The 21,007-nt window shown below is 66.4% G+C and carries 17 protein-coding genes and 1 pseudogene; 12 read left to right on the plus strand and 6 right to left on the minus strand.

Features of this window, described 5'->3' with window-relative positions; all coding sequences use genetic code 11:
- Positions 1 to 49 precede the first annotated feature (49 nt).
- The gene (locus J7I92_RS14105; RefSeq protein ID WP_251039928.1) at positions 50 to 1,438 is read right to left on the minus strand and encodes an NYN domain-containing protein; all 1,389 of its coding nucleotides are present in this window, start codon (positions 1,436 to 1,438) and stop codon (positions 50 to 52) included.
- A 117-nt stretch (positions 1,439 to 1,555) separates the two neighbouring features.
- Between J7I92_RS14105 and J7I92_RS23960 the strand changes: the two genes are divergently transcribed.
- Positions 1,556 to 3,196 (plus strand): methyltransferase, encoded by a 1,641-nt coding sequence (locus J7I92_RS23960; RefSeq protein WP_251039938.1) that lies wholly within the window; start codon positions 1,556 to 1,558, stop codon positions 3,194 to 3,196.
- Between the two features lie 96 nt (positions 3,197 to 3,292).
- Here J7I92_RS23960 and J7I92_RS14110 read toward each other — a convergent pair.
- Positions 3,293 to 4,567, minus strand: a pseudogene (locus J7I92_RS14110) (MFS transporter); the annotation flags it as partial.
- Between the two features lie 79 nt (positions 4,568 to 4,646).
- Between J7I92_RS14110 and J7I92_RS14115 the strand changes: the two are divergent.
- From J7I92_RS14115 to proC, 8 genes are all read left to right on the plus strand, one after another.
- Positions 4,647 to 5,285 carry a helix-turn-helix transcriptional regulator gene (locus J7I92_RS14115; RefSeq protein WP_214841430.1) on the plus strand — a complete coding sequence of 213 codons (639 nt, stop codon included), beginning with the start codon at positions 4,647 to 4,649 and terminating at the stop codon, positions 5,283 to 5,285.
- 107 nt (positions 5,286 to 5,392) lie between these two features.
- Positions 5,393 to 8,140: a type I DNA topoisomerase gene (gene topA / locus J7I92_RS14120; protein ID WP_214841432.1), complete on the plus strand. Its 2,748-nt coding sequence runs from the start codon at positions 5,393 to 5,395 to the stop codon at positions 8,138 to 8,140.
- Between the two features lie 70 nt (positions 8,141 to 8,210).
- Positions 8,211 to 8,660, plus strand: coding sequence for an SseB family protein (locus J7I92_RS14125; protein ID WP_214841434.1), 450 nt, complete (start codon positions 8,211 to 8,213; stop codon positions 8,658 to 8,660).
- A gap of 78 nt (positions 8,661 to 8,738) precedes the next feature.
- Complete coding sequence (locus J7I92_RS14130) at positions 8,739 to 9,803, plus strand: Ppx/GppA phosphatase family protein (protein ID WP_214841436.1); 1,065 nt, start codon at positions 8,739 to 8,741, stop codon at positions 9,801 to 9,803.
- Position 9,804: 1 nt separating this feature from the next.
- The gene (locus J7I92_RS14135; protein ID WP_214841438.1) at positions 9,805 to 10,641 is read left to right on the plus strand and encodes a sugar phosphate isomerase/epimerase; all 837 of its coding nucleotides are present in this window, start codon (positions 9,805 to 9,807) and stop codon (positions 10,639 to 10,641) included.
- A gap of 111 nt (positions 10,642 to 10,752) precedes the next feature.
- Positions 10,753 to 11,094, plus strand: coding sequence for a YciI family protein (locus J7I92_RS14140; RefSeq protein ID WP_214841440.1), 342 nt, complete (start codon positions 10,753 to 10,755; stop codon positions 11,092 to 11,094).
- 16 nt (positions 11,095 to 11,110) lie between these two features.
- Positions 11,111 to 12,397 (plus strand): RNA polymerase sigma factor, encoded by a 1,287-nt coding sequence (locus J7I92_RS14145; protein ID WP_214841442.1) that lies wholly within the window; start codon positions 11,111 to 11,113, stop codon positions 12,395 to 12,397.
- Positions 12,398 to 12,883: 486 nt separating this feature from the next.
- Positions 12,884 to 13,717, plus strand: a complete 834-nt coding sequence (gene proC, locus J7I92_RS14150) for a pyrroline-5-carboxylate reductase (protein WP_214841444.1) — start codon at positions 12,884 to 12,886, stop codon at positions 13,715 to 13,717.
- A gap of 163 nt (positions 13,718 to 13,880) precedes the next feature.
- Here proC and J7I92_RS14155 read toward each other — a convergent pair whose 3' ends face one another.
- Both J7I92_RS14155 and J7I92_RS14160 read right to left on the minus strand, forming a co-directional pair.
- On the minus strand, positions 13,881 to 14,567 hold the full coding sequence (locus J7I92_RS14155; protein WP_214841445.1) for a TrkA family potassium uptake protein: 687 nt from the start codon (positions 14,565 to 14,567) through the stop codon (positions 13,881 to 13,883).
- Entirely contained in the window at positions 14,560 to 15,993 is a 1,434-nt protein-coding gene (locus tag J7I92_RS14160) for a TrkH family potassium uptake protein (RefSeq protein WP_214841446.1), read from the minus strand. The genes J7I92_RS14155 and J7I92_RS14160 overlap by 8 nt, the downstream gene beginning before the upstream one ends.
- A 103-nt stretch (positions 15,994 to 16,096) precedes the next feature.
- On the opposite strand from J7I92_RS14160, the gene J7I92_RS14165 reads away from it, so the two are divergent.
- Positions 16,097 to 17,320 carry an acetoin utilization protein AcuC gene (locus J7I92_RS14165; protein WP_214841447.1) on the plus strand — a complete coding sequence of 408 codons (1,224 nt, stop codon included), beginning with the start codon at positions 16,097 to 16,099 and terminating at the stop codon, positions 17,318 to 17,320.
- A 29-nt stretch (positions 17,321 to 17,349) separates the two neighbouring features.
- On the opposite strand, the gene J7I92_RS14170 is transcribed toward J7I92_RS14165, so the two are convergent.
- Positions 17,350 to 17,844, minus strand: coding sequence for a hypothetical protein (locus J7I92_RS14170; RefSeq protein WP_214841449.1), 495 nt, complete (start codon positions 17,842 to 17,844; stop codon positions 17,350 to 17,352).
- A 187-nt stretch (positions 17,845 to 18,031) separates the two neighbouring features.
- Between J7I92_RS14170 and J7I92_RS14175 the strand changes: the two genes are divergently transcribed.
- A complete protein-coding gene (locus J7I92_RS14175; RefSeq protein ID WP_214841451.1) occupies positions 18,032 to 18,577 on the plus strand; it encodes a helix-turn-helix transcriptional regulator in 546 nt (181 codons plus the stop codon).
- Between the two features lie 195 nt (positions 18,578 to 18,772).
- Here the strand turns inward: J7I92_RS14175 and J7I92_RS14180 are convergent, their stop codons facing one another.
- Complete coding sequence (locus J7I92_RS14180; protein WP_285290107.1) at positions 18,773 to 20,152, minus strand: alpha-hydroxy acid oxidase; 1,380 nt, start codon at positions 20,150 to 20,152, stop codon at positions 18,773 to 18,775.
- A 116-nt stretch (positions 20,153 to 20,268) separates the two neighbouring features.
- Here J7I92_RS14180 and J7I92_RS14185 point away from each other — a divergent pair, with 116 nt between their 5' ends.
- Complete coding sequence (locus J7I92_RS14185; protein WP_214841453.1) at positions 20,269 to 20,982, plus strand: FCD domain-containing protein; 714 nt, start codon at positions 20,269 to 20,271, stop codon at positions 20,980 to 20,982.
- Positions 20,983 to 21,007 lie beyond the last annotated feature (25 nt).

Below are 21,007 nucleotides of genomic sequence, written 5' to 3' on the forward strand. Positions count from 1 at the left end.
TTACCTGCTGGTCCGCGCCCGGAATCACCGCTGCATGGCGCGGGCGCTGCTACACGAGCTCATCGAGACGGCGCCAGAACGCTGCCCGGATGGCCTTGCGGATGTCCTGCAGGTCCGTCTTGGCTTCACCGATCTTCGCGGCACAGTCCTTGATCAGGACCCGGTCAATGGTCGGCGGGAGCAGCGGACGCTCGGCAAGGAGTTCGTTGAGTTCGCGCTGGGTGACGCTGCCGTGCCAGTTGTCCGCCAGGCTGACAGCCACCGCTTCGGCACTTTCCACCAGGTCGAACCACGGGCTCTGGGCTGAGGGGCCGCCTGTTTCGGTCGAATACACGGGCTCACGGCGAACGACGCCGGCAGCCGGCACCGGCCGCCCGTCCTGCTGGACGCGCCTGGGGCCAGGCGTCGGAATCGGCCTGCCGGACGTACCCGGGCGGGGTGCGAAGGGAGGAGAGGCGGGAGGTACGGCGGGCCCTGCGGCACGCTGGAGATTGGAATCCTGGGACGAACCGGACCCTTCCACCGACGCTGCCGCACCGGCGCCCGACCCGCCGCGCGCGGTGCCACCAGCAGCCTCCGCCGTCGTGCCCGCAGCAGCGGCCGCGGCACCCGCACCAAGTGCCGGCGCCAGGCTGGGAAACACGCCCGGCCCGGGTACCGGGCGGTGGCCGCTCGCGGAAACACGGCCAGGATCCGGCGCGGCAGCAAAAGTCGGCTCCGTCTTCGCAGCTGCCGCGCCGTCAGCAGAGGCACCGACAGCAGAGGCGCCGACAGCGGCACTGTCAGCAGCAGATGCCGCGATGGCGCCCGCGTCCGCATCGGATCTCGCCGCAGCGGCGTGGGCAACCGCCTCGCCCGGTTCCATGGTTGCCCACGCCGTCAAGGGCGCCGTCTTGGCAAAGCATCCGTCCAGCAGCGACTGCGGCAGAGTGGCGATATCGTCAACCTGCAGCGCCAGATGCTCCGCCACCGCGGTGACCCCCAGCCGGTGCCCCTGGTTCTCGATTCCCAGCAGCACCACCTTCATGCCCAGGTCCTGGGCTGCCTCCACGGCTTCGGCCAGATCGTCGTCGCCGGACAGCAGGTAGGCCACGTCGGCCGAACGGTTCCGCGCAACGCCCACAAGGTCCAGGCCCAGCTTGAGGTCCACGCCCTTCTGCTCGCCGTTGTATGACATGCGCCCCAGCCGGACCTTAACGCCCGGCAACAGGCCGATCCGTTTGTGTTCGTCGCTGAACAAACCGTCCTTGGCAGCGTCATACCAATACATGCGCAGCAGGTCACGGCTGTCGCGTTCGCTCACGAAACCCTGGATGCCATCCACCAGGCTCTTGTACTGGACGGAAAAGGCAGAGCGCAGCGAGTTCCCGGTGACCCGCAGCCCGCCCGTGGCCAGGAGGAAACCTGCGTCAACGAAGATCACACTTTTGCGGCTCATGCTCAGAAGCATAGGTGGTCCTGCCGGCAATCCCGTCGTAGGCATGGCGGAGCCAGGACGATCCCAAGGGAACGGAGGCGGCCCGGAACATAGACTTGCACGGTGACTGAAACAGCTATGCACTTCACGGCCGGCAACACTTCCGACGCCCCGCGCAGCGACCTCCCGGAGCTGCTGTCCGTCCTCGCCAAAGACCTGCGCGGCGTTGGCTACACCGTGGATGGAGTGGCCGGATTGCTTGGCGACTCCGCCAATTCCGCCCTCAGCCGGGACCAGCTCATCCCGGCGCTGATCGTCACCGAAGCCGCCGCAAAAGGTGACCCGGCCGCGGCGGCGCTTGCCGCCGTCGTGCGCCTCTGGCTGCTGGCGGTGCCCCAGCAAACTGAACTTCTCGACGCCGCCCTCCCGGGGATTCGCACCGAAGGCCTCCTCACGCTGGGGCTCGTTGAACCGGCCGCATCCACGGGCCCCGGCAGCGGGACCGTCAGGGCGAAGGCCGATCTGCGCCCGTATGGCTGGAACGGCGATGCCGCAACCGACGCTGACGGCAGTGGCGGCGTCGAACTCTGGGTGGCCAGCGACCTTGCCGCGCACCAGCAGCCCGGTGTCCTCCGGCACGATCATGTGCTGGGAATCGGGCAGGCTTCCACCACCCTGGTGCGGACCACCATCCGCCGGCACGTGGGGAAGGCCCTCGACCTGGGCACCGGCTGCGGGATCCAGTCCTTTCACCTTCTGCATCACGCGGAACACGTGACAGCCACGGACATCTCCTCCCGGGCGCTTGCCTTTACCCGCTTCAACCTGCTCCTGAACGCCGACGCGCTGGACCTCGACCCGGCCAGGCTCGAAAACCGGGTCAGCCTGCGCCTTGGTTCGCTGCTGGAGCCCGTGGCCGGAGAGACCTTCGACCTGGTGGTGTCCAATCCGCCGTTCGTCATCACGCCGCGGAGCGTGGGGGAGTGCGCCGCGGACCAGTTCACCTACCGCGACGGCGGCCTGCCCGGGGACGACATCGTGGCGTCGCTGGTCCGGGATCTGCCATCGGTCCTCGCACCGGCCGGCACAGCCCAGCTTCTGGGCAACTGGGAAGTGGCGGCAGGGACGCCTTGGCAGGAACGGCCGCAAAGCTGGGCCGGACCTGACGTGGATGCCTGGTTCATCCAGCGCGAACTGGCGGGGCCGGAACAGTACGCCGAAACATGGCTGCAGGACGCTTCCGAAGCCCGTGACCGCCAGCACTACCAGGACGCCTACGCCGCATACCTGGATGACTTCGCCTCGCGGAACGTGGAGGGAATCGGTTTCGGCATGATTTACTTGCGGCGCCCGGCTGACGGCGCGCGGCCGGTCATCAGCCGCTTCGAGGAGATCACGTATCCGATCGAGCAGCCGATCGGCCCGCATCTGGGCGCAGCGGTGGAGCGCGCCGACTGGCTCGCGGCCAACGACCTCGCCGCCGCCCACCTGTTAGTGGCGGAGGACGTCACGGAAGAGCGGCACCAGCGCCCGGGCGCGGAGCACCCCGGCGTGATCCTGCTGCGCCAGGGCGCGGGCCTCCGCCGCACCAACCTTTTAAGCACTGAGCTGGCGGGCTTCGTGTCAGCGTGCGACGGTGATTTGTCCGTCGGGCAGATCATCGGTGCGCTGGAAGCTCTGCTTGGCGGGGGAGAGGGCTTCGACGGCGCCGGGTTCCGGGGCGGGCTCCTCGCCGAAGTGGGGAACCTGGTCCGAGACGGGTTCCTCCTGCCCGCCTGATCCGGCCCCGGGTTCCGTTGGTTCCTCGCTGTCCGGGCTGCCCGCGTCGGCGAGGCCGGCATCATCCGGGCTGCCGCTATCCGTGGCGCCCTCGTCGGCCGGGCTGAGCTCCTGCGAACCGAAGCGCCACAGCACGGTTAGCGCGATGGCCAGCGAGACCGCCGCGTCGATCCCGCCGATCAGCAGGAAACCGGACCGGACCGGCAGCAGTGCGCCCAGCAGCCCGCCCGCGGCAAAAGCCGCTACCGTCGTGGCCCGGGTCAGGCCGCCGATCATCGACATGGCCTGGCCGCGGCCTTCCTCGGGAATCCGGAGGATCACGAGCGCTGCGAAGCATGCATTGAGGGCGCCGCAGGACACGCCCATCCCGGTGTAGGCGACGAACATGACGGCTACGTTGGGCACTAGCCCGATGAGGGCGAGCACAGCGGACGTGACAGCCATGGATGCCAGCAGCACGCGGAGCCGGACCAGCGGCGTCTTGATCCGGCCCGCGAGGGCGGCACCGGCGGCCATTCCCAGGGCAAAGGCGGCAACGAGCAGGCCGTACTGGGTTTCGGAGGCGCCCATTTCGCCGCGGACCAGGAACACTTCCAGGACGTTCGTCGCCTCTCCTCCGGCGATGAAGAACAGGGCCCCGAGCACAAGGGCCCACACCAGGCTGTCCCGCCGGATGAGCCGGAGCCCGTGCATCAAAGCGGGCGGCCTCCGGCCGGCGCGTTCGGCGGCAGTACCCCGGCGCGTCCTGATCAGGACGGCCCCTACCCCCATGGCGACGTAGCACGAGGTGGCTACGGAAAACACCAGTCCCGAGCCGCCCCAGCCGCTGAGAAGTCCTCCTGCCGCCGGGCCGGCCATTCCCGCGAGCATGATGGTGGCCTGCATGGTGCCGACAGCGCGGGGGGTTTGCTCGTCACCGACGATCCTGGGCAACAGTGCCTGGAATGTCGGGCCTGCCAGCGCCTGGCAGGCGTTCAGCAGGAGTGTCAGCGCGAACAGCGCGGGAATGTAGTTTTCGAGGTACTGCATGCTGAGGCCCATGCCTGCAACGGCGGCGGCGCTGCCTGCTGCAGCCGCCGTCGCGAGTGTCCGGGAATCCCTCGTGTCCGCCAGCCTGCCGGTCCAAGGGGCGAGGACAACCATCGGCAGCGCGGAGCAGAGCAGATAAAGGGCCACCAGCCACGGGCCCGCGAGGGGCACGGTGCCGGCCGCGCTGGCGGACTGGAGATGCAGCATCACACTGATCACCACGGCGCCCATGCCGGCGGCAGCCATAAAGCGGGCGCTGCTTGCCAACAGGAAATCCCGGTTCCGCCACAGCGGTGAATTCACGCGAAAAAAGGCAGGCGATCGCCCGTCCATGTGCCCCATGTCCGCGAAGCTACTCCGTTGCTCATTGAAATGTCAAGCGTTTCTTTCAGAGTTGCCTGGGGCTCGATAGAATAGAGGTGTGAATGCAGAGACTCCTGAGACGGAGCCAGCCGCACCGCTTGAAGGCGCCCACCGCACGGCACGGCCGGAGAAGAAGGTGGAGATCACGGATCCTAAGGCCATCCGTGCGCTTGCCCACGCGGCCCGGCTGGAAGTGATCTCGGAGCTGTACTCCACCCAGGTCAGCCGGACAGCCACCGAGCTTGCCGCGCAGACGGGCCTGACGCCGAGCGCCATGAGCTACCACCTTCGGGCCTTGCAGAAGTGGGGCATCGTGGAGCCCGCCGCCACTGCGGGCGACGCGCGCGAACGGCGATGGCGGGCAGCGGGATCCGACTTCACCATCAATTCCGGCGGCGGACTGGCCAGCCCCGAGTTTGCCGTCCTGGACCTGGAGCTGGACGCCTTCCGACGCCGGGTGGATGCCTTCGCCAAGGTGCGGGACCAGCGCCGGCGAAAAGGCGAATCAACCGAGGCGCCGGGTGTGGTGATGCTGTCCAGCAACCTGCTGTACCTGACGCCGTCGCAGCGCTCGGAGCTGACCGCGAGGGTCTTCGCGCTGCTCAAGGAATACGAGCTTGAGGACCCTGGCCATGTCCCCCAGGGTGCCGAACGGATGGCCACCATGTGGTCCGTGGTTCCCGACGACCGTAAGTGATGCCGGGCACCCCTTTTCCACATGACTGCGCATCATTCTGCAAAATATGGTGAACTAGGCGAGTATGGGCTCATCTGCCCGAGCCAACCTTTTTCTGTAGGAGCACCGTGCCAAGCAAGGCCAAAACCGGCAAGAAACTCGTGATTGTGGAGTCTCCGGCCAAGAGCAAGACCATCGCCAAGTACCTGGGCGAGGGCTTCATCGTTGAGGCCTCCATCGGTCACATCCGCGATCTGCCGCAGCCGTCAGAGCTCCCCGCCGAACTCAAGAAAACCTCCATCGGCAAGTTCGCCGTCGACATCGAAAACGACTTCAAGCCTTACTACGTAGTGTCCCCTGACAAGAAGAAAAAGGTGACGGAGCTCAAGGCTGCGCTCAAGGACGCCGACGAACTTTACCTCGCAACCGATGGGGACCGCGAGGGCGAGGCCATCGCGTGGCACCTGCTGGAAGTACTGAAGCCCAAGGTCCCGGTGTACCGGATGACGTTCGGCGAAATCACGAAGGAAGCAATCCAGCGCGCCATGGGCAACCTGCGCGATGTTGATTCGGCCCTTGTTGACGCACAGGAGACCCGCCGTGTGCTGGACCGCCTGTACGGCTACGAGATTTCTCCCGTGCTCTGGCGGAAGGTTGCCCGCGGGCTGTCCGCCGGCCGCGTCCAGTCCGTGGTCACGCGCATGGTGGTGGACCGGGAACGCGAACGCATGGCGTTCAAGTCCGCTTCCTACTGGGACCTCACCGGCCAGTTCGGCGCCGAATCCGGTGCTGCTTCGTCGTTTAAAGCCAAACTCGCGGCCGTGGACGGCGCCAAGGTGGCCAGCGGGCGTGACTTCAACGACGACGGCGTACTCACCTCGCGCAACGTCACGCACCTGAATGAGGAACTGGCTACGGCGCTGGCGGCGGGACTGCAGACCGCGGAATTCCGCGTCCGCTCCGTCGACACCAAACCCTATACCCGCCGTCCGACCGCACCGTTCACGACTTCCACGCTGCAGCAGGAAGCCGGGCGCAAGCTGCGGTTCTCCTCCAAGAGCACCATGCAGGTGGCACAGCGCCTGTATGAAAACGGCTACATCACCTATATGCGTACGGACTCATCTGCGCTAAGTGACGAAGCCGTGACGGCTGCCCGCCGCCAGGCCTCCGAACTGTACGGCCCCGAGTACGTACCGGCATCGCCCCGCGTGTACTCCAGCAAGGCCGCGAACGCACAGGAAGCCCACGAGGCCATCCGACCCGCCGGCGACTCCTTCCGCACGCCGGCACAGGTGGCCAAGCAGCTCTCCGGCGACGAGTTCCGCCTGTACGAGCTGATCTGGAAGCGCACCGTCGCCTCGCAGATGGCCGACGCCAAGGGTTCCACCGCCACCATCCGCCTGGGTGCCGTGGCGGTGAGTGGCCCGGCCGAGGGCCGCGACGCCGAGTTCTCGGCCTCTGGTACCGTCATCACCTTCCCCGGCTTCCTGGCCGCCTACGAGGAAGGCAAGGACGAGAGCCGCGGGGATGACGACTCCGAGGAAGCCCGCCGCCTGCCGAACGTGGCCAAGGACGATTCCCTCACGGCCTCGGACATCATCCCGGTGGGCCACGAGACCTCGCCGCCGCCGCGCTACACCGAAGCCTCACTGACGGCCGAACTGGAAAAGAAAGGCATCGGACGTCCGTCCACATATGCCTCCACCATTTCCACCATCCAGGACCGGGGCTACGTGCGTAAGCAGGGCTCCGCGCTGGTTCCCAGCTGGATCGCCTTCTCGGTGATCCGGTTGCTCGAGCAGCACTTCCACGACTACGTGGACTATGAGTTCACTGCGGACATGGAAGGTGACCTGGACAAGATCGCCAACGGCCAGGCCGTGGGCGCCGCCTGGCTCAAGCACTTCTACTACGGCGAAGACGCCGATCCGGGCCTGCTGAGCATCGTGAACAACCTCGGCGAAATCGACGCCCGCGAAATCAACTCCGTGCCCATCGCGGACGGCATCACCCTGCGCGTGGGCAAGTTCGGCCCGTACCTGGAGAGTTCCGTCCCCACGGTTGATCCCAAGACGGGCGAGGTGGTTGAATCCGCCCGTGCCAACGTGCCCGAGGACCTGGCCCCGGATGAGTTGACCGCGGCCAAGGCCGTTGAGCTGATGGAGACCGCCGCTCCCGAGGAACGCGTCCTGGGCGAGGACCCGCACACCGGTCACACGGTGGTGGCAAAGAACGGCCGCTACGGCGCGTACGTCACGGAGATCATTCCAGAGATGACGGAGGAGCAGCTGGCTAACCAGCCCGTGGAGTACTACAAGAACGGCAAGCCTAAGCCGCCGAAGAAGCCCCTCAAGGCTAAGCCGCGCACCGGTTCGCTGTTCGCCTCGATGAGCGTGGAAACAGTCAGCCTGGACGAGGCGCTGCAGCTGATGAGCCTGCCGCGGGTGCTCGGCGAGGACGCCGAAGGAAACGTCATCACCGTGCAGAACGGGCGCTTTGGGCCGTACCTGAAGAAGGGCACGGACTCGCGTTCCATCGGCTCCGAAGAGGAAATCTTCACCATCACGCTGGAGCAGGCACTGGAGATTTACTCGCAGCCGAAGCAGCGCGGTGCCCGGGCAGCCGTCCCGCCGCTTGCCGAGTTCGGACCGGATCCGGTGTCGGAGAAGAACATCGTGGTGAAGGAAGGCCGCTTCGGCCCGTACATCACCGATGGAATCACCAACATCACCGTTCCGCGGACCACTGCACTTGAAGAACTCACGCGGGAACAGGCCGTGGAACTCCTGGCGGAGAAGCGCGCCAAGGGCCCGGCCAAGCGCCCCGCCGCGCGCAAGGCTCCCGCCAAGAAGAAGGCTGCCGCCAAGAAGTAGGGTGACGCCGGACGGGTAGCAATGCTCTGCGTGAATTGCGCCAGGCTCTGCAACGTGATCGAGTAGGGATATGACTGAACAGCCTGCACCCGCGGAAATCCAGCCCCTGAACGACCTCGAAGAGAAGCTCGCTACGGGCAACGATCCGGATGCCAACCCGGTGGACGTCATCCTGTCCTTCCTCAACAACGAGGTCTACATCATCAGCCCCGACGCGCTTGAGGGTGAGGACTCCCAGGTCGAACCGTTAGTGCTGTCCAACGCCGAGGGCAAGCCGGTGCTGGCCGTCTTCTCGCACCCGAGCCGCGTGGACCAGCAGTTCCTCGACGCCGCCCCGAACATCCTGGGCACCCAGGGAGCCGCCGTCATCGGCAACCTCGGCGATGAGCTGGGCATGGTGATCAACCCCGGCAGCGCCTTCGGGTTCGAAATCGACCCCGAGGGTGTGTCCAACATCCGCCGCGACTTCAAGCGGGCCGACGAGCCCGCCGAGGATTCCGGCGAAGCCGTGGCGGAGTAACAGCCGCCCGTACGAAACGAACAAGCAGGCCGCCGACGCAGTTGCGCCGGCGGCTTGCTGTCGGTGAATAATGGCAGAATGCGTCTAGGCGTCCTCGACATCGGTTCAAACACTGTCCACCTGCTCCTGGTTGACGCGCATCCGGGCGCGCGGCCGGTCCCTTTCGCTTCGCACAAGCGCCCGCTCTCGCTGGTGCAGTTCCTGGACGCCGAAGGAAACATCAACGACGCCGGGCAGCATGAACTGATCGAATTCGTCCTGGAAGCGTGGGAGTTCGCGGCCAAGCACAAAGCCCAGGACCTGCTGGCCTTCTGCACATCGGCCATCCGTGAAGCCACCAACGGGCCCGCGGTGCTGGCGCGGGTAAAGCACGAAACCACGGTCACACTCCAGGAACTGACAGGCAGCGAAGAAGCGTCCATGACGTTCTTTGCCGTCCGCCGCTGGTACGGCTGGGGCGCCGGACCCATCCTGAACCTCGACATCGGCGGCGGCTCCTTCGAAATGGCACTCGGCCAGGACGAGCTGCCGCAGACCGCCACCTCCGTACCGCTGGGCGCGAGCCGTCTCACCAGGGACTGGCTGCATGAGGACCCGCCTTCAGCGAAAAGCGTCAAGGAGCTCCGCCGCTACATCCGGACAACCCTAAAACCCGTCGTCCGGAGCTTCAACGAGGTGGGCAGGGCCAACGTGGTGGCGGGAACATCCAAGACCTTCCGCTCGCTGGCCCGGATCGCAGGGGCTGCTCCCAGCGGGGCCGGTCCCTACGTCAAACGGGACCTTGGCGCCACCGACCTGGGCATCTGGGCGCAGCGGATTTCAGCCATGAAGACCGAAGACCGGCTTCACCTCCCCGGCGTTTCCGAAGCCCGCGCGAACCAGCTCCTCGCGGGAGCGCTTGTTGCCGAAGCCGCCCTGGAACTCTTCGAATTCAAAAAGGTGAAGATCTGCCCCTGGGCGCTGCGGGAAGGACTGATCCTCCGCAGGCTCGACCAGCTGATCTTTGAGGGGCCCCTGGAGCCTGTGTACGACGCCGTGCTGCCGCCGGTTGCGGGCGGCGCTCCTGCCGAAGGCCGCCTCTCCGCCGCTACCGCTGCCGCTACCGCTGGCGCTGCCACAGCCGGCAGCGGGACGAGAGACTGAGATGAGCACCGGCGTCGAACGTTCCCCTGACGAAGGCCGGGTCATCCCGGTGGCGCTGTCCAGCGCGTCCGTCTACCCGCTGGGCGTGCACGACGCCTTCGCCGTGGCGCAGGACCTTGGCTTTGACGGCGTGGAAGTCATGGTCACCAACAACCCCACAAGCCAGAGCCCGCACTCCCTCCTGGAGCTCAGCCACCGTTACCACCAGCCGATCGTCTCCATCCACGCGCCCACGCTGCTGCTGACCCAGAAAGTGTGGGGATCGGCCTGGAACAAGATCGAGATGTCCTGCAGGATGGCCCGCGAGGTGGGCTGCGGCACCGTAGTCGTCCATCCGCCGTTCCGCTGGCAAAGCAACTACGCCGGAAACTTCCCCGCCGGCATACGGCAGCTCGCCGACATGTACCAGGTGCGGATCGCCGTCGAAAACATGTATCCGTGGCGTGTGCGGGGACGGGAGACCGTTGCCTACCTTCCGCACTGGGACCCGCTGGGCCAGGATTACGACGACGTCACCTGGGACTTCTCGCACGCCGCCACCGCGGGGGTCAACAGCGTGGAGGCGATCAAGGCGCTCGGCGGCAAACTGCGGCACATCCACCTGACGGACGGATCCGGTTCCGGCAGGGACGAGCACCTGATTCCCGGGCGGGGCAACCAGGGCTGCGCCGAAGCGCTGCAGCACCTGGCGCGCAGCGGCTTCGACGGCGTGGTGGTGGCCGAAATTTCCACCCGCCGGGCGAGGTTCGCGGGCCAGCGCGAGCAGTGGCTGAACGAAACCCTGGGCTTTGCCCGGCAGCACCTGAGCCACCCGCTGGTGGGTGCGAGGGAAGTTTAGGCCGGTTTTTTGACAAGGGATGCGGCCGGGTGTCGATACGGGCGGGGGCCGTACGTATAGGTGGTGAGACGCCGGCACCGGGCCGGCCGAACCCTCAAGGAGGAAAACCAAATGCCACAGTACCTGCTCAGCATCTATCAGCCTGACGGTCCTGTACCGGATGCGGAGTTTCTGGAGCCGATCATGCGAGAGCTGGACGGCCTGAACCAGGAGATGAAGGCCGCGGGCGCCTGGGTGTTCGCCGCCGGACTCCACCCCGCTGATACCGCCACAGTGCTGCGGCCGCAGGGTGACGAAGTGCTCATCACCGACGGCCCGTTCACCGAGGGCAAGGAACACATCGGCGGATTCACCGTCATTGACGTCGACGATCTGGACGCTGCGTTGGGCTGGGGCGGGAGGCTGGCGAAGATCGTGACGCTGCCGGTCGAAGTCCGGCCCTTCCAGCACTAGGCGCTGGACGTACCGGATGACCGGGCGGGGCTCGGAGCCGGAGGATCGGGCGGCGGAGATCGCCCGCATCTTCCGTCGCGAATACGGCCGCGCCGTGGCGGTCCTGGTCCGGATCTTCGGCAGCATCGACATGGCCGAGGACGCCGTCCAGGACGCTTTCACGGAGGCCGTGCAGCGCTGGCCGTCCTCGGGCATCCCGCCGAGTCCGGCCGGATGGATCATCACGACCGCCCGCAACCGGGCTATTGACCGGATCCGGCGGGATGCGGCCCGCGAGGACAAATATGCCCAGGCGGCCGTGCTGCATTCAAGGACCGGGGTAGCCTCGGGCGCCGCGCCCGAGGAGCTGCTGATGGATGAGCTTGCAGGGGAGGCCGGCGTGCGTGACGACACCCTCCGGCTGATCTTCACCTGCTGCCACCCTGCCCTCGGAACCCCGGCGCGCGTGGCGTTGACCCTCCGGCTCCTCGGCGGACTGACCACGGCGGAGATCGCCCGGGCGTTCATGGTCCCTGAAAAGACCATGGCCCAGCGATTGGTCCGGGCGAAGGCGAAAATCCGGGACGCCCGGATTCCATACCGCATTCCCCGCGGCGCCGAACTGCCCGAGCGGCTGACCGCCGTGCTCGCCGTCGTCTACCTCATCTTTAATGAGGGTTACAGCGCGAGTTCGGGCCCGGCGCTGGTCCGCGACGAGCTCTGCTCCGAGGGTGTCCGGCTGGGACGGCTGCTTGTCTCGCTGATGCCCGATGAACCCGAAGCCCAGGGGCTGCTGGCCCTGATGCTGCTGATCGAATCGCGGCGTGCTGCCAGAACAGTACCCGACGGCGGGATGGTGCTTTTGGCGGACCAGGACCGGCGGCTTTGGGACAGGGAGCTTATCGCCGAAGGCCAGTCGATTGTCCGCCAATGCCTGCGGCGGAACCGGCCGGGACCTTATCAGCTCCAAGCCGCCATCAACGCGGTTCACAGCGACTCGCCGTCAGCCGAAAGGACGGACTGGGCCCAGATCCTGAAGCTTTACGATCAGCTCCTGGAGACCTCGCCGGGTCCCGTTGTTGCGCTCAACCGGGCGGTGGCCGTGGCTGAAGTGCAGGGTCCTGCGGCAGCCCTCGGTCTGCTCGACGAACTGGAGCTCACCGGCTACGGGGGTTTCCATTCGGTGCGCGCGGACCTTCTCCGCCGCCTTGGCCGCTTTCCTGAAGCCAGGGCGGCCTACGGGGAAGCCCTGTTGCTTGCAGGCAATGCGGCTGAGCGGCAGTTCCTTGAGGGCCGGCTGCTGGAACTGCTGGCCGGGGATTAAGCCTGTTCCGCAGCACAGAGGTTCGTTGGGGAAAGGTTCCGCAGGCAAGGGAAAAGCGCCGGGCGGTCCTGCCGAAGGAATTGGGGGAACCCTTCCGCAGCCGCCCGGCGCCGCGCCGGTTCCGAAGAACCGACTGTCATCACTCGCACCTGTGAGGCACTTTCCAAGGTACAGAGGGAGTATGAATGTTCCAGGAATTTTTCCTGTGCGTTGGCTGGCAATGGCCGGTTGCGGCGGCTGTAAAAGGCGGCTTAAAAGAGAAAGCACCGGTGGCCCTGGCAGGAAAATGGGGGAAACCTGCTGCAGACCACCGGTGCCAGGCAAACATCCCCATGCGTGCCGCATCACTCGCACCCTCAATGAGGTAATAACTACGTTAGGGGGCCACGTTGTGAGGAAGCTGCGCCGATCATGTGAGCCAGCTGTGAATGCGTAGCGCGACTGTCCCGGGTGCGGCAAGGTGCAGTGAACTGCAATGATGGACCAATGAGCAACCGAATCGCATTCCTTGGCTGTGGATCCATGAACGAGGCCGTCATGACCGGCATGCTGGAGGCCGGAACGGAGCCGGCTGACGTGGTGGCCACTGTCCGGCGCGCGGAGCGCGCTGCAGAACTTGCCGAACGCCATCACGGCATCACCGCCATCGCCGGCGAAGAGGAGCCGGAGAACAACAAACAGGCAGCCACCGGCTCCGACGTCGTGATCCTCGGCGTCAAGCCCGTGGGAATAGCCGACCTGGCGCGGGAAATCAGCGGTTCGCTGTCCCCGAAGACCATCGTGATCAGCGTGGCCGCTGGGGTTTCCATCGCCCAGCTCGAAGCCGCGCTGCCGGCGGGGCAGCCGGTGATCCGCACCATGCCGAACACGCCTGCCAAACTGGGACGCGGCGTCGTGTCCGTCTCGCCGGGCACCAACTGCACAGCCGAACAGCTGCAGCTCGCGAAGGACATCCTCAAAGGCGCCGGAACCGTGGTGGAGGTTCCCGAGGAACAGGTGGATGCACTGTCCGCCATCAGCGGCTCGGGGCCGGCGTACGCGTTCTACCTGGCCGAGGCGATGGCTGCTGCCGGCGTCGAACTCGGGCTGGATCCTGACTTGTCGCTGCTCCTGGCACGGGAAACCGTGGCCGGGGCGGGTCTGATGCTTGCCGAACCCGGGGCTGATCCCACCGCACTGCGCAAGGCCGTGACCAGCCCGAAGGGCACCACGGAACGCGCCATCGCCACGTTCGACGAGCGCGGGATGCCGGCGATCATCGCCGAAGGAGCCCGCGCCGCGGCAGCCCGGGCGGCCGAGATCACGGCGCAGCTCTCCTGACCTCGGAGTTTTTGTCCAGATAATGGCCCTTAGCGGACGCTTTGGGGCCATTATCTGGACAAAAACTCGAACCGCCGGGGCGCCTTCCGAACGGGCGCCCGACCACGGCGGCACCAGACTACGGCTGCGCCCGACTACGGCGGCACCAGACTATTGGGGCCGACTACGGTCGGGCGGCGAACCTTTCCAGCAGGTCCACGTGCCCGGACACAATCAGCATGTCGCGGGAGGACACCTTGGTCTCCGGCCGGGCGTAGGTAAAGTCTTCGCCCGGGGTCTTCACACCCACAATGGTCACGCCGTACTTGGAACGCACCTTGGACTCTTCGAGGGTAAACCCGACAGTTTCCCGGGGCGGGTACATCTTCACGATCGCGTAGTCGTCGTCGAACTCGATGAAGTCCAGCATCCGTCCGGACACCAGGTGCGCGGCACGGACGCCGGCGTCGGCCTCGGGGTAGATCACGTGGTTGGCGCCGATCCGGGTGAGGATCTTGCCGTGCGACGGGGTGATGGCCTTGACCCAGAGGTGCTGGATCCCGAGGTCCACGAGGTTCACGGTGATCAGCACCGAAGATTCGATGGACGTGCCGACTCCGACGACGGCCGAGCTGAACTCCTGCGCGCCGAGCTGGCGGAGAGCGTCGATGTTGGTGGCGTCGGCCTCCACCACGTGGGTCAGGACGGGCGCCCACTTCTGCACAAGGGTGCGGTCGCGCTCGATAGCCAGCACCTCGCGCCCCTGCTTGACCAGCTGTTCGGCGGTCGAAGAGCCAAAGCGGCCCAGCCCGATGACCAGGACGGGGGCATTGTGGGCGGGGCGATTTACGGCGCCTGAGGGATCAGCCAATGATGGGCCTCTCTTCCGGGTAGTGGTAAAGCTGGCTGCGCTGGCGGAGGGCCAGGGCAGCGGCGAGCGTAACGGTGCCCACACGGCCGGCGAACATCAGCGCCGACAGGACATAAACGCCCGACGCCGGCAGTTCGGCACTCAGGTTCGTGCTGAGGCCCACTGTGGCGAAGGCAGAAATGGTTTCAAACAGCACCCGGTCAAGGGATGCGCCGCTGATGTGCAGGAGCAAGAAGGACGACGCGGACACCAGGGTTGCGCCGGCGACGATCACGGAGATGGCCACCCGCATGGTTCCCTGCGGAATGGTGCGGCCGTAGACCTTAACGTCGGCGTCGCCGCGGGCTTCGGCCACGATGGCCAGGAACATGACGGCGATGGTGGTGACCTTGATGCCGCCGGCCGTGGATGCCGAACCGCCGCCAGCGAACATCAGGGCGTCGGTGAGGAGCATGGTGGTGGATTCCATGTGGTTCTGGTCCACCAGGTTGAAGCCGCCTGACCGGGTCATCACCGAGGCGAAGAGCGCATGCGTGATTTTGTCGCCCACGTCCATGGAACCGATGGTCCGGGCGTTTTCCCACTCCATCAGCCCCCACAGCACCGTTCCCGCCACCAGGAGGATGAACGACACCTGGATGGTCAGCTTCGTGTGAAGGTTCCATTTCTTCCAGTTCAGCCCGTTCTGCTGCAGCACCATCACCACGGGAAAGCCAAGGCTCCCCAGGAACACTCCGAGCATCAGCGGGATGAGGATCCACAGGTCGGTCTCATAGGGGACGATGCCGTCCGAGTGCGGCGTGAAACCGGCGTTATTAAAGGCGGAAATTGAGTAGAAGACCCCGTGCCAGACAGACTGCCAGAAGGGCTCACCGAGAACCATGAACCGAGGGACCAAGGCAAGCGCAAGGCTGGCCTCAATGACCACGGACGTGGTGATGACAATCCGCAGCAGGGTGCCCACTTCGCCAAGGCGTCCGGCGTTGTTCATGGCTTCCTGCGCAATCAGCTTGCCCCGGACGCCGAGCTTCTTGCTGACCATGAGCGCCAGCAGGGAAGCCAGGGTCAGGGTGCCCAGGCCGCCGACGAAAATACCGGTAAGAATGATCAGCTGGCCAAAGAAGGACCAGTGCACCGCGGTGGACACCACGGTGAGGCCGGTGACGCAAACCGCCGATACCGCGGTGAAAAGAGCCTGGTGCAGGGGTGTGAAATCTCCGGTGGCGGACGACGCCGGCAGCGACAGCAGGCCCGTGAACAAGAGGATGACAACGCCGAACGCAGTCAGGGCCAGCCGCGCGGGCGACGTGTTGGCGATGTTGTCGATGAAGTCGCGGATCCCGGTGAAGATCCACAGGCCCTCACGCTCCGGCATGCCGGGGTGCCAGTAAGCCGGGCTCTGAGTCCTCGGCTGGCTTTGCGTCATGTGGGCTTTTCCTCGGTTGAAACTGCTTCCTTCAGTAGTAAACCACTATATTCCGCGCGATGACGGGGAAGTCAGGCTGCCCGGCTCGGGTAGCCTGTCCTTGATGACATTCCTGCCCGGACTCGCTCAGCCCGCACTGCCAACGACGGTTGTGTGGGACATTGCCATGACTGCGTACAACTTCGGCCCCGGGCACCCTATGGCACCGGAACGCATGGAGCTCACCGCCCGGCTGGCGCGCAGCCTGGGCTTGCTGGATCTCGCCCACGTCACCGTGGCAGCTCCGGAAGTGGCCAGTGATTCCGAACTGACGGCCGTTCACAGCCCCGAGTTCGTCGCGGCCGTCCGGCGGGTCAGCGCGAACCCGGACGTCCCGGACCTGGAGCGGGGCCTGGGCACGGAGGACGATCCGGGTTTCGCCGGGATGCACGAGGCGAGTGCCCGGCTTGCGGGAGGTTCGCTGCTTGCCGCCGCTGCAATCCTGGACGGCAGTGCCGTCCGGGCCGTTAATTTCGGCGGCGGCATGCATCATGCGGCCCGGGAGCGGGCCAGCGGCTTCTGCATCTACAACGACGCCGCGCTGGCGATCCAGAAACTGCTCGACGGCGGTGTGCAGCGGGTGGCATATATCGATGTCGATGCCCACCACGGCGACGGGACGCAGAGCATCTTCTGGGACGATCCGCGTGTGCTCACCATCTCCCTGCACGAGAGCGGCCTGACACTGTTCCCCGGGACCGGCTTCGCCAACGAGATCGGCGGGCCCAATGCCGTCGGCAGCGCCGTCAACGTGGCCCTGCCTGCCAGGACGGGCGACGCCGGGTGGCTGCGGGCGTTCCATGCTGTGGTGCCGCAGCTGATCGGGGCCTTTGAACCTGAGGTCATCGTAAGCCAACACGGCTGCGACTCGCACCGTCTGGACCCCCTCACGCACCTCAACATCAGCGTGGACGGACAGCGTGAAGCCGCCACCGCCGTCGGGAATCTGGCGGCGCGCTACTGCGGCAACCGCTGGATATCCACGGGCGGCGGAGGCTACAACGTGATCAGCGTGGTGCCGCGGTCCTGGAGCCACCTGATTGCCATCGCCGCCGGGAGGCCGGTGCCGCTCCGCACGCCGGTTCCCGAGGATTGGCGGCAGTACGTCGAGGACAAGTACGGAACCGGGTACGGGATCTCGGCGCCCGAGCTTATGGGCGACGACGTGGACGTCTGGTGGCGGTCGTGGGAGGTCGGCTTCGATCCCAATGACGAGGTGGACCGCTCGGTGATGGCCACGCGCAAGGAAGTGTTTCCGCTCTACGGCCTGGACCCCTGGTTCGACTGACCCCAGCTTCGAAAAAGCTCCCGCAGCGGCTAGGTGATGGGCTTTTCCGCCTGGAAAACCACCCCTGCTGCACCGATGAGCCAGCCAAGCAGGGACAACGCGAAGGCGCCGATCAGATCCGTGGACGCCGTGCCCTTGGCCAGCCAGAGCAGCAGAACCAGCAGCCCGACGGCCATGTAGACCACCACTGCGGCCACGATCCGCCCGGACAGCCTGGCGGTTACCTCGGCCGGGTTGAAACCGGCAGTCGAGTCGGCGTCGCCGGGTTCGAGGTCACGGCGGACTTCCTCGTCACGGCGGACCTCGGCAATGGTGAATCCCAGGGCTGAGGCCGTCAGCGAACTCATCGACGTTGCCAGGACGCCAGCGGCGGTGACCAGTGCCCCGTTCAGCTGCGGGGCGATGGTCCTGCCGTCCGGAACCCAGAACCCGACGCGCAGGAGAACCGATCCCCAGACCGCCACGAACAGGCCCAGGAACACAAACGCGATGATGTTGAAAAGTTGCTGGCGCAGGAAATCCATGGCTACCCGACCTTCACGTCTGAACGGCCGGAGCCGGACAGCCCGGGGCAACCGTGAGTCCGTTGTAGCACTGCGGCCGGTGCTGGGCAATGGCCGCATGCTTGGCGGCCTGCGTGCTTTATGCTGTGGCGCGCGCGGGGCGAAATAGTGGATGCCATCCGGCGTATATGTCGCTAGGGTGGATCCCATGGTGACAGACGACGTTTTTGCCGTCATTGCTGAGGCAACCCGGCGTGACATTCTGGTATCCCTCCGCTCGGGGGACAAAGCAGTGGGGGAGCTGGTCGAGGAACTGGACGCCAGCCAGCCCACCATTTCCAAGCATTTGAAAGTTCTCCGGGAGGCCGACCTGGTCAGCATGCGCGCCCAGGGCCAGAAGCGGTATTACGCGCTGAATCCCAAACCGCTGGCAGGCGTCGCCAGCTGGCTGGAGACGTTCGACGTCGGGCCGCGGGCCGCCGTCGTGAGCCCGTCAACGCATTCTGCGGACGAGAATGCCGAAGCCGCGCCAGCGCCGTCGCCCGTTCCGGCCGGCGCCGGGGCGTCGCGTCCGGGAACCGCCGAGGTGCCGGCCCGCCCGGCCGCCGGGCAGCTGAGCCCCGCCGTCGCGATTCCGGTCGCCACGGCCGGAGATGACACGGTGCCGCAGCAGATCGGCCGCACGGTGGGCCGCGCCGCCACCAGAGCCGCCGACCTCATCGCCAACCTGCCGAAGTTCGGCCGCAAGAAGTAAAGCAAAGCCCTGCCGAAGCGCCGCCCCTCGTGACCGGACTTCCCGAGTTTTTGTCCAGATAATGGTCCGAAAATCGCGCCGGAAGGCCATTATCTGGACAAAAACTCGGCTGGCGGGGCTTCATCGGCGGGCCCCGCAGGCACGAGCGCTCCGGCAGGCCCGGCGGCCCGCGGCCCGGGGGAAGCGCGGGGAGGCTTACTTGCCGAGGATCCGGACGTGGTCCGGGGTCAGCTCGGAGAGCTTGCTGACGCCGAGCAGTGCCATGGTGCGCGTCATGTCCTTCTCCAGGATCTGGATGGCACGGTCCACGCCGGCCCGGCCGCCAGCCATGAGTCCATACAGGTACGCGCGGCCGACGAGTGTGAAGTCTGCGCCAAGGGCCAGCGCAGCAATGATGTCCGCACCGCTCATGATGCCCGTGTCCAGGATGATCGCGGCGTCCGAGTTGTCCTCCTTGAACGCCGCGGAGACCTCGGGCAGCAGGTGGAAAGGAATGGGGGCACGGTCCAGCTGGCGCCCGCCGTGGTTGGAGAGCACCACGCCGTCGGCACCGTGGTCCACCACTTTGCGGGCGTCGTCGACGGTCTGGATGCCCTTGACAACCAGCTTGCCCTTCCAGGTTTCACGCAGCCAGTCGAGGTCCTCGAACGTCAGGGTGGGGTCGAACATGGAGTTGATCAGGTCTGCCACTGTGCCGGTGTAGCGGGACAGCGACGCGAACGTCAGCGGCTCGTGGGTGAGGAAGTTGAACCACCAGGCCGGTCGGTATGACGCATCCAGGACGGTCTTCAGCGTCAGTGCCGGCGGGATGGTCATGCCGTTGCGGACATCACGCAGCCGCGCACCGGCGACAGCGGTGTCCACCGTGACCATGAGGGTGTCGTTGCCCGCCTTCGCGGCCCGCTCGATCAGTTCGAGCGACCGGTCCCGGTCCGTCCAGAGGTACAGCTGGAACCAGTTCCGGCCATTCGGGGCGGCCGCGGCAACATCCTCGATGGACGCCGTGCCCATCGTGGAGAGCGTGTAGGGGATGCCGGCGGCCTCGGCGGCCTGGGAGCCGGCGTATTCACCCTCCGACTGCATCATCCGGGTGAATCCTGTGGGTGCGATGCCAACCGGCAGCCGGGACGGCTTGCCCAGAATATCGGTGCTCAGGTCGATGCTGGACACGTTCCGCAGGATGCCCGGCCGGAACTCGATGTCCAGGAAAGCCTCACGGGCGCGGCGCAGGGTGATTTCGGCTTCTGCCGCGCCGTCCGTGTAGTCAAAGGGTGCCTGCGGCGTGCGGCGCTTGGCCATGTCCCGCAACTCCCAGATGGTGCTGGCGCGCTGCAGCTTGGCGGCACGGCTGAACTCCGGCTTTTTGAACTGCATCAACGGGGCGAGGTCCGAGTATTTCGGCACGCGGCGCTTGAGCGCCGCGGGGACTGCGGATGCTGCCCGGTTGACGGCACCGCTGGGGGAAGTGCCGGCGTCGGGCGCTGCACCGGTGCCGGCGCCACCGGTCGCTGGGATGTCCGTCGATTCAGGCGCAGGGGTGGCCTCGGGATTGTTGGGCTGGATGGTGTGCGTCATTGCTGCCTCCGGGCATGGGCTGTGAAGCTTTGGGCTGTGGGGCTTTGAACAGATAGTTCTGTGGTCTAACCACACTCTAAGGTATGTGGTCCAACCACATCAAGTACCATTGACCCGTGCGCACCCATCAACTGGTCCTACAGTGGATCGAAGACCAGCTCTCCAGCGGGGAGCTGTCCCTTGGCGGCCGGCTGCCGGCGGAGCGGACGCTGGCCGAGCAGCTGCAGGTTTCGCGCACCTCGGTCCGTGAAGCGATCCGGATACTGGAGGCCATGGGGGTCGTGCGTGCCGGAGTGGGGTCGGGCCCCGACGCGGGCACTGTGGTCATAGCGGACCCGACGGCGGCACTCGGCTCGGCATTGCGCCTGCATGTGGCCACTTCGCACCTGCCCGTCGCGGACATCGTGCAGACCCGTGTCCTGCTTGAGTCGTGGGCCGTTGCCCGGGCCCGTACCGATTCTCCGGCGCTGGCAGAGGCCGCGGCGCTCCTGGAAAAGATGGAGGCCTGTCGGGATACGGACGACTTCCTGGCGCTCGATGTCCGCTTCCATCTGGCCCTCGCAGAAGCCGCAGGCAACGTTGTCGTCAGCGCGATGATGGGCTCGCTGCGGGAAGCCATCCAAAGCTACGCCGGCAAACTCACGGCCAACCTGCCGGACTGGGACGCCACCGCGGCCCGACTTCGCTCCGAGCACCGCGGCATTCTCGCAGCGCTCAACAATCACGACGGCGGCCGCGCGGCCGAGCTCGTGGCTGCCCATATTGAGGGGTACTACAAAGAAGCCGGGCTGGGTCCGAAGGATTCAGACCCAGCCCAGCCCCAGCCTTAGCCCTAGCCCGAGCCCGGGAGTTTTT

This window comes from Arthrobacter sp. ISL-72, from assembly GCF_018613755.1.
In the GTDB taxonomy this organism is placed as follows: domain Bacteria; phylum Actinomycetota; class Actinomycetes; order Actinomycetales; family Micrococcaceae; genus Arthrobacter.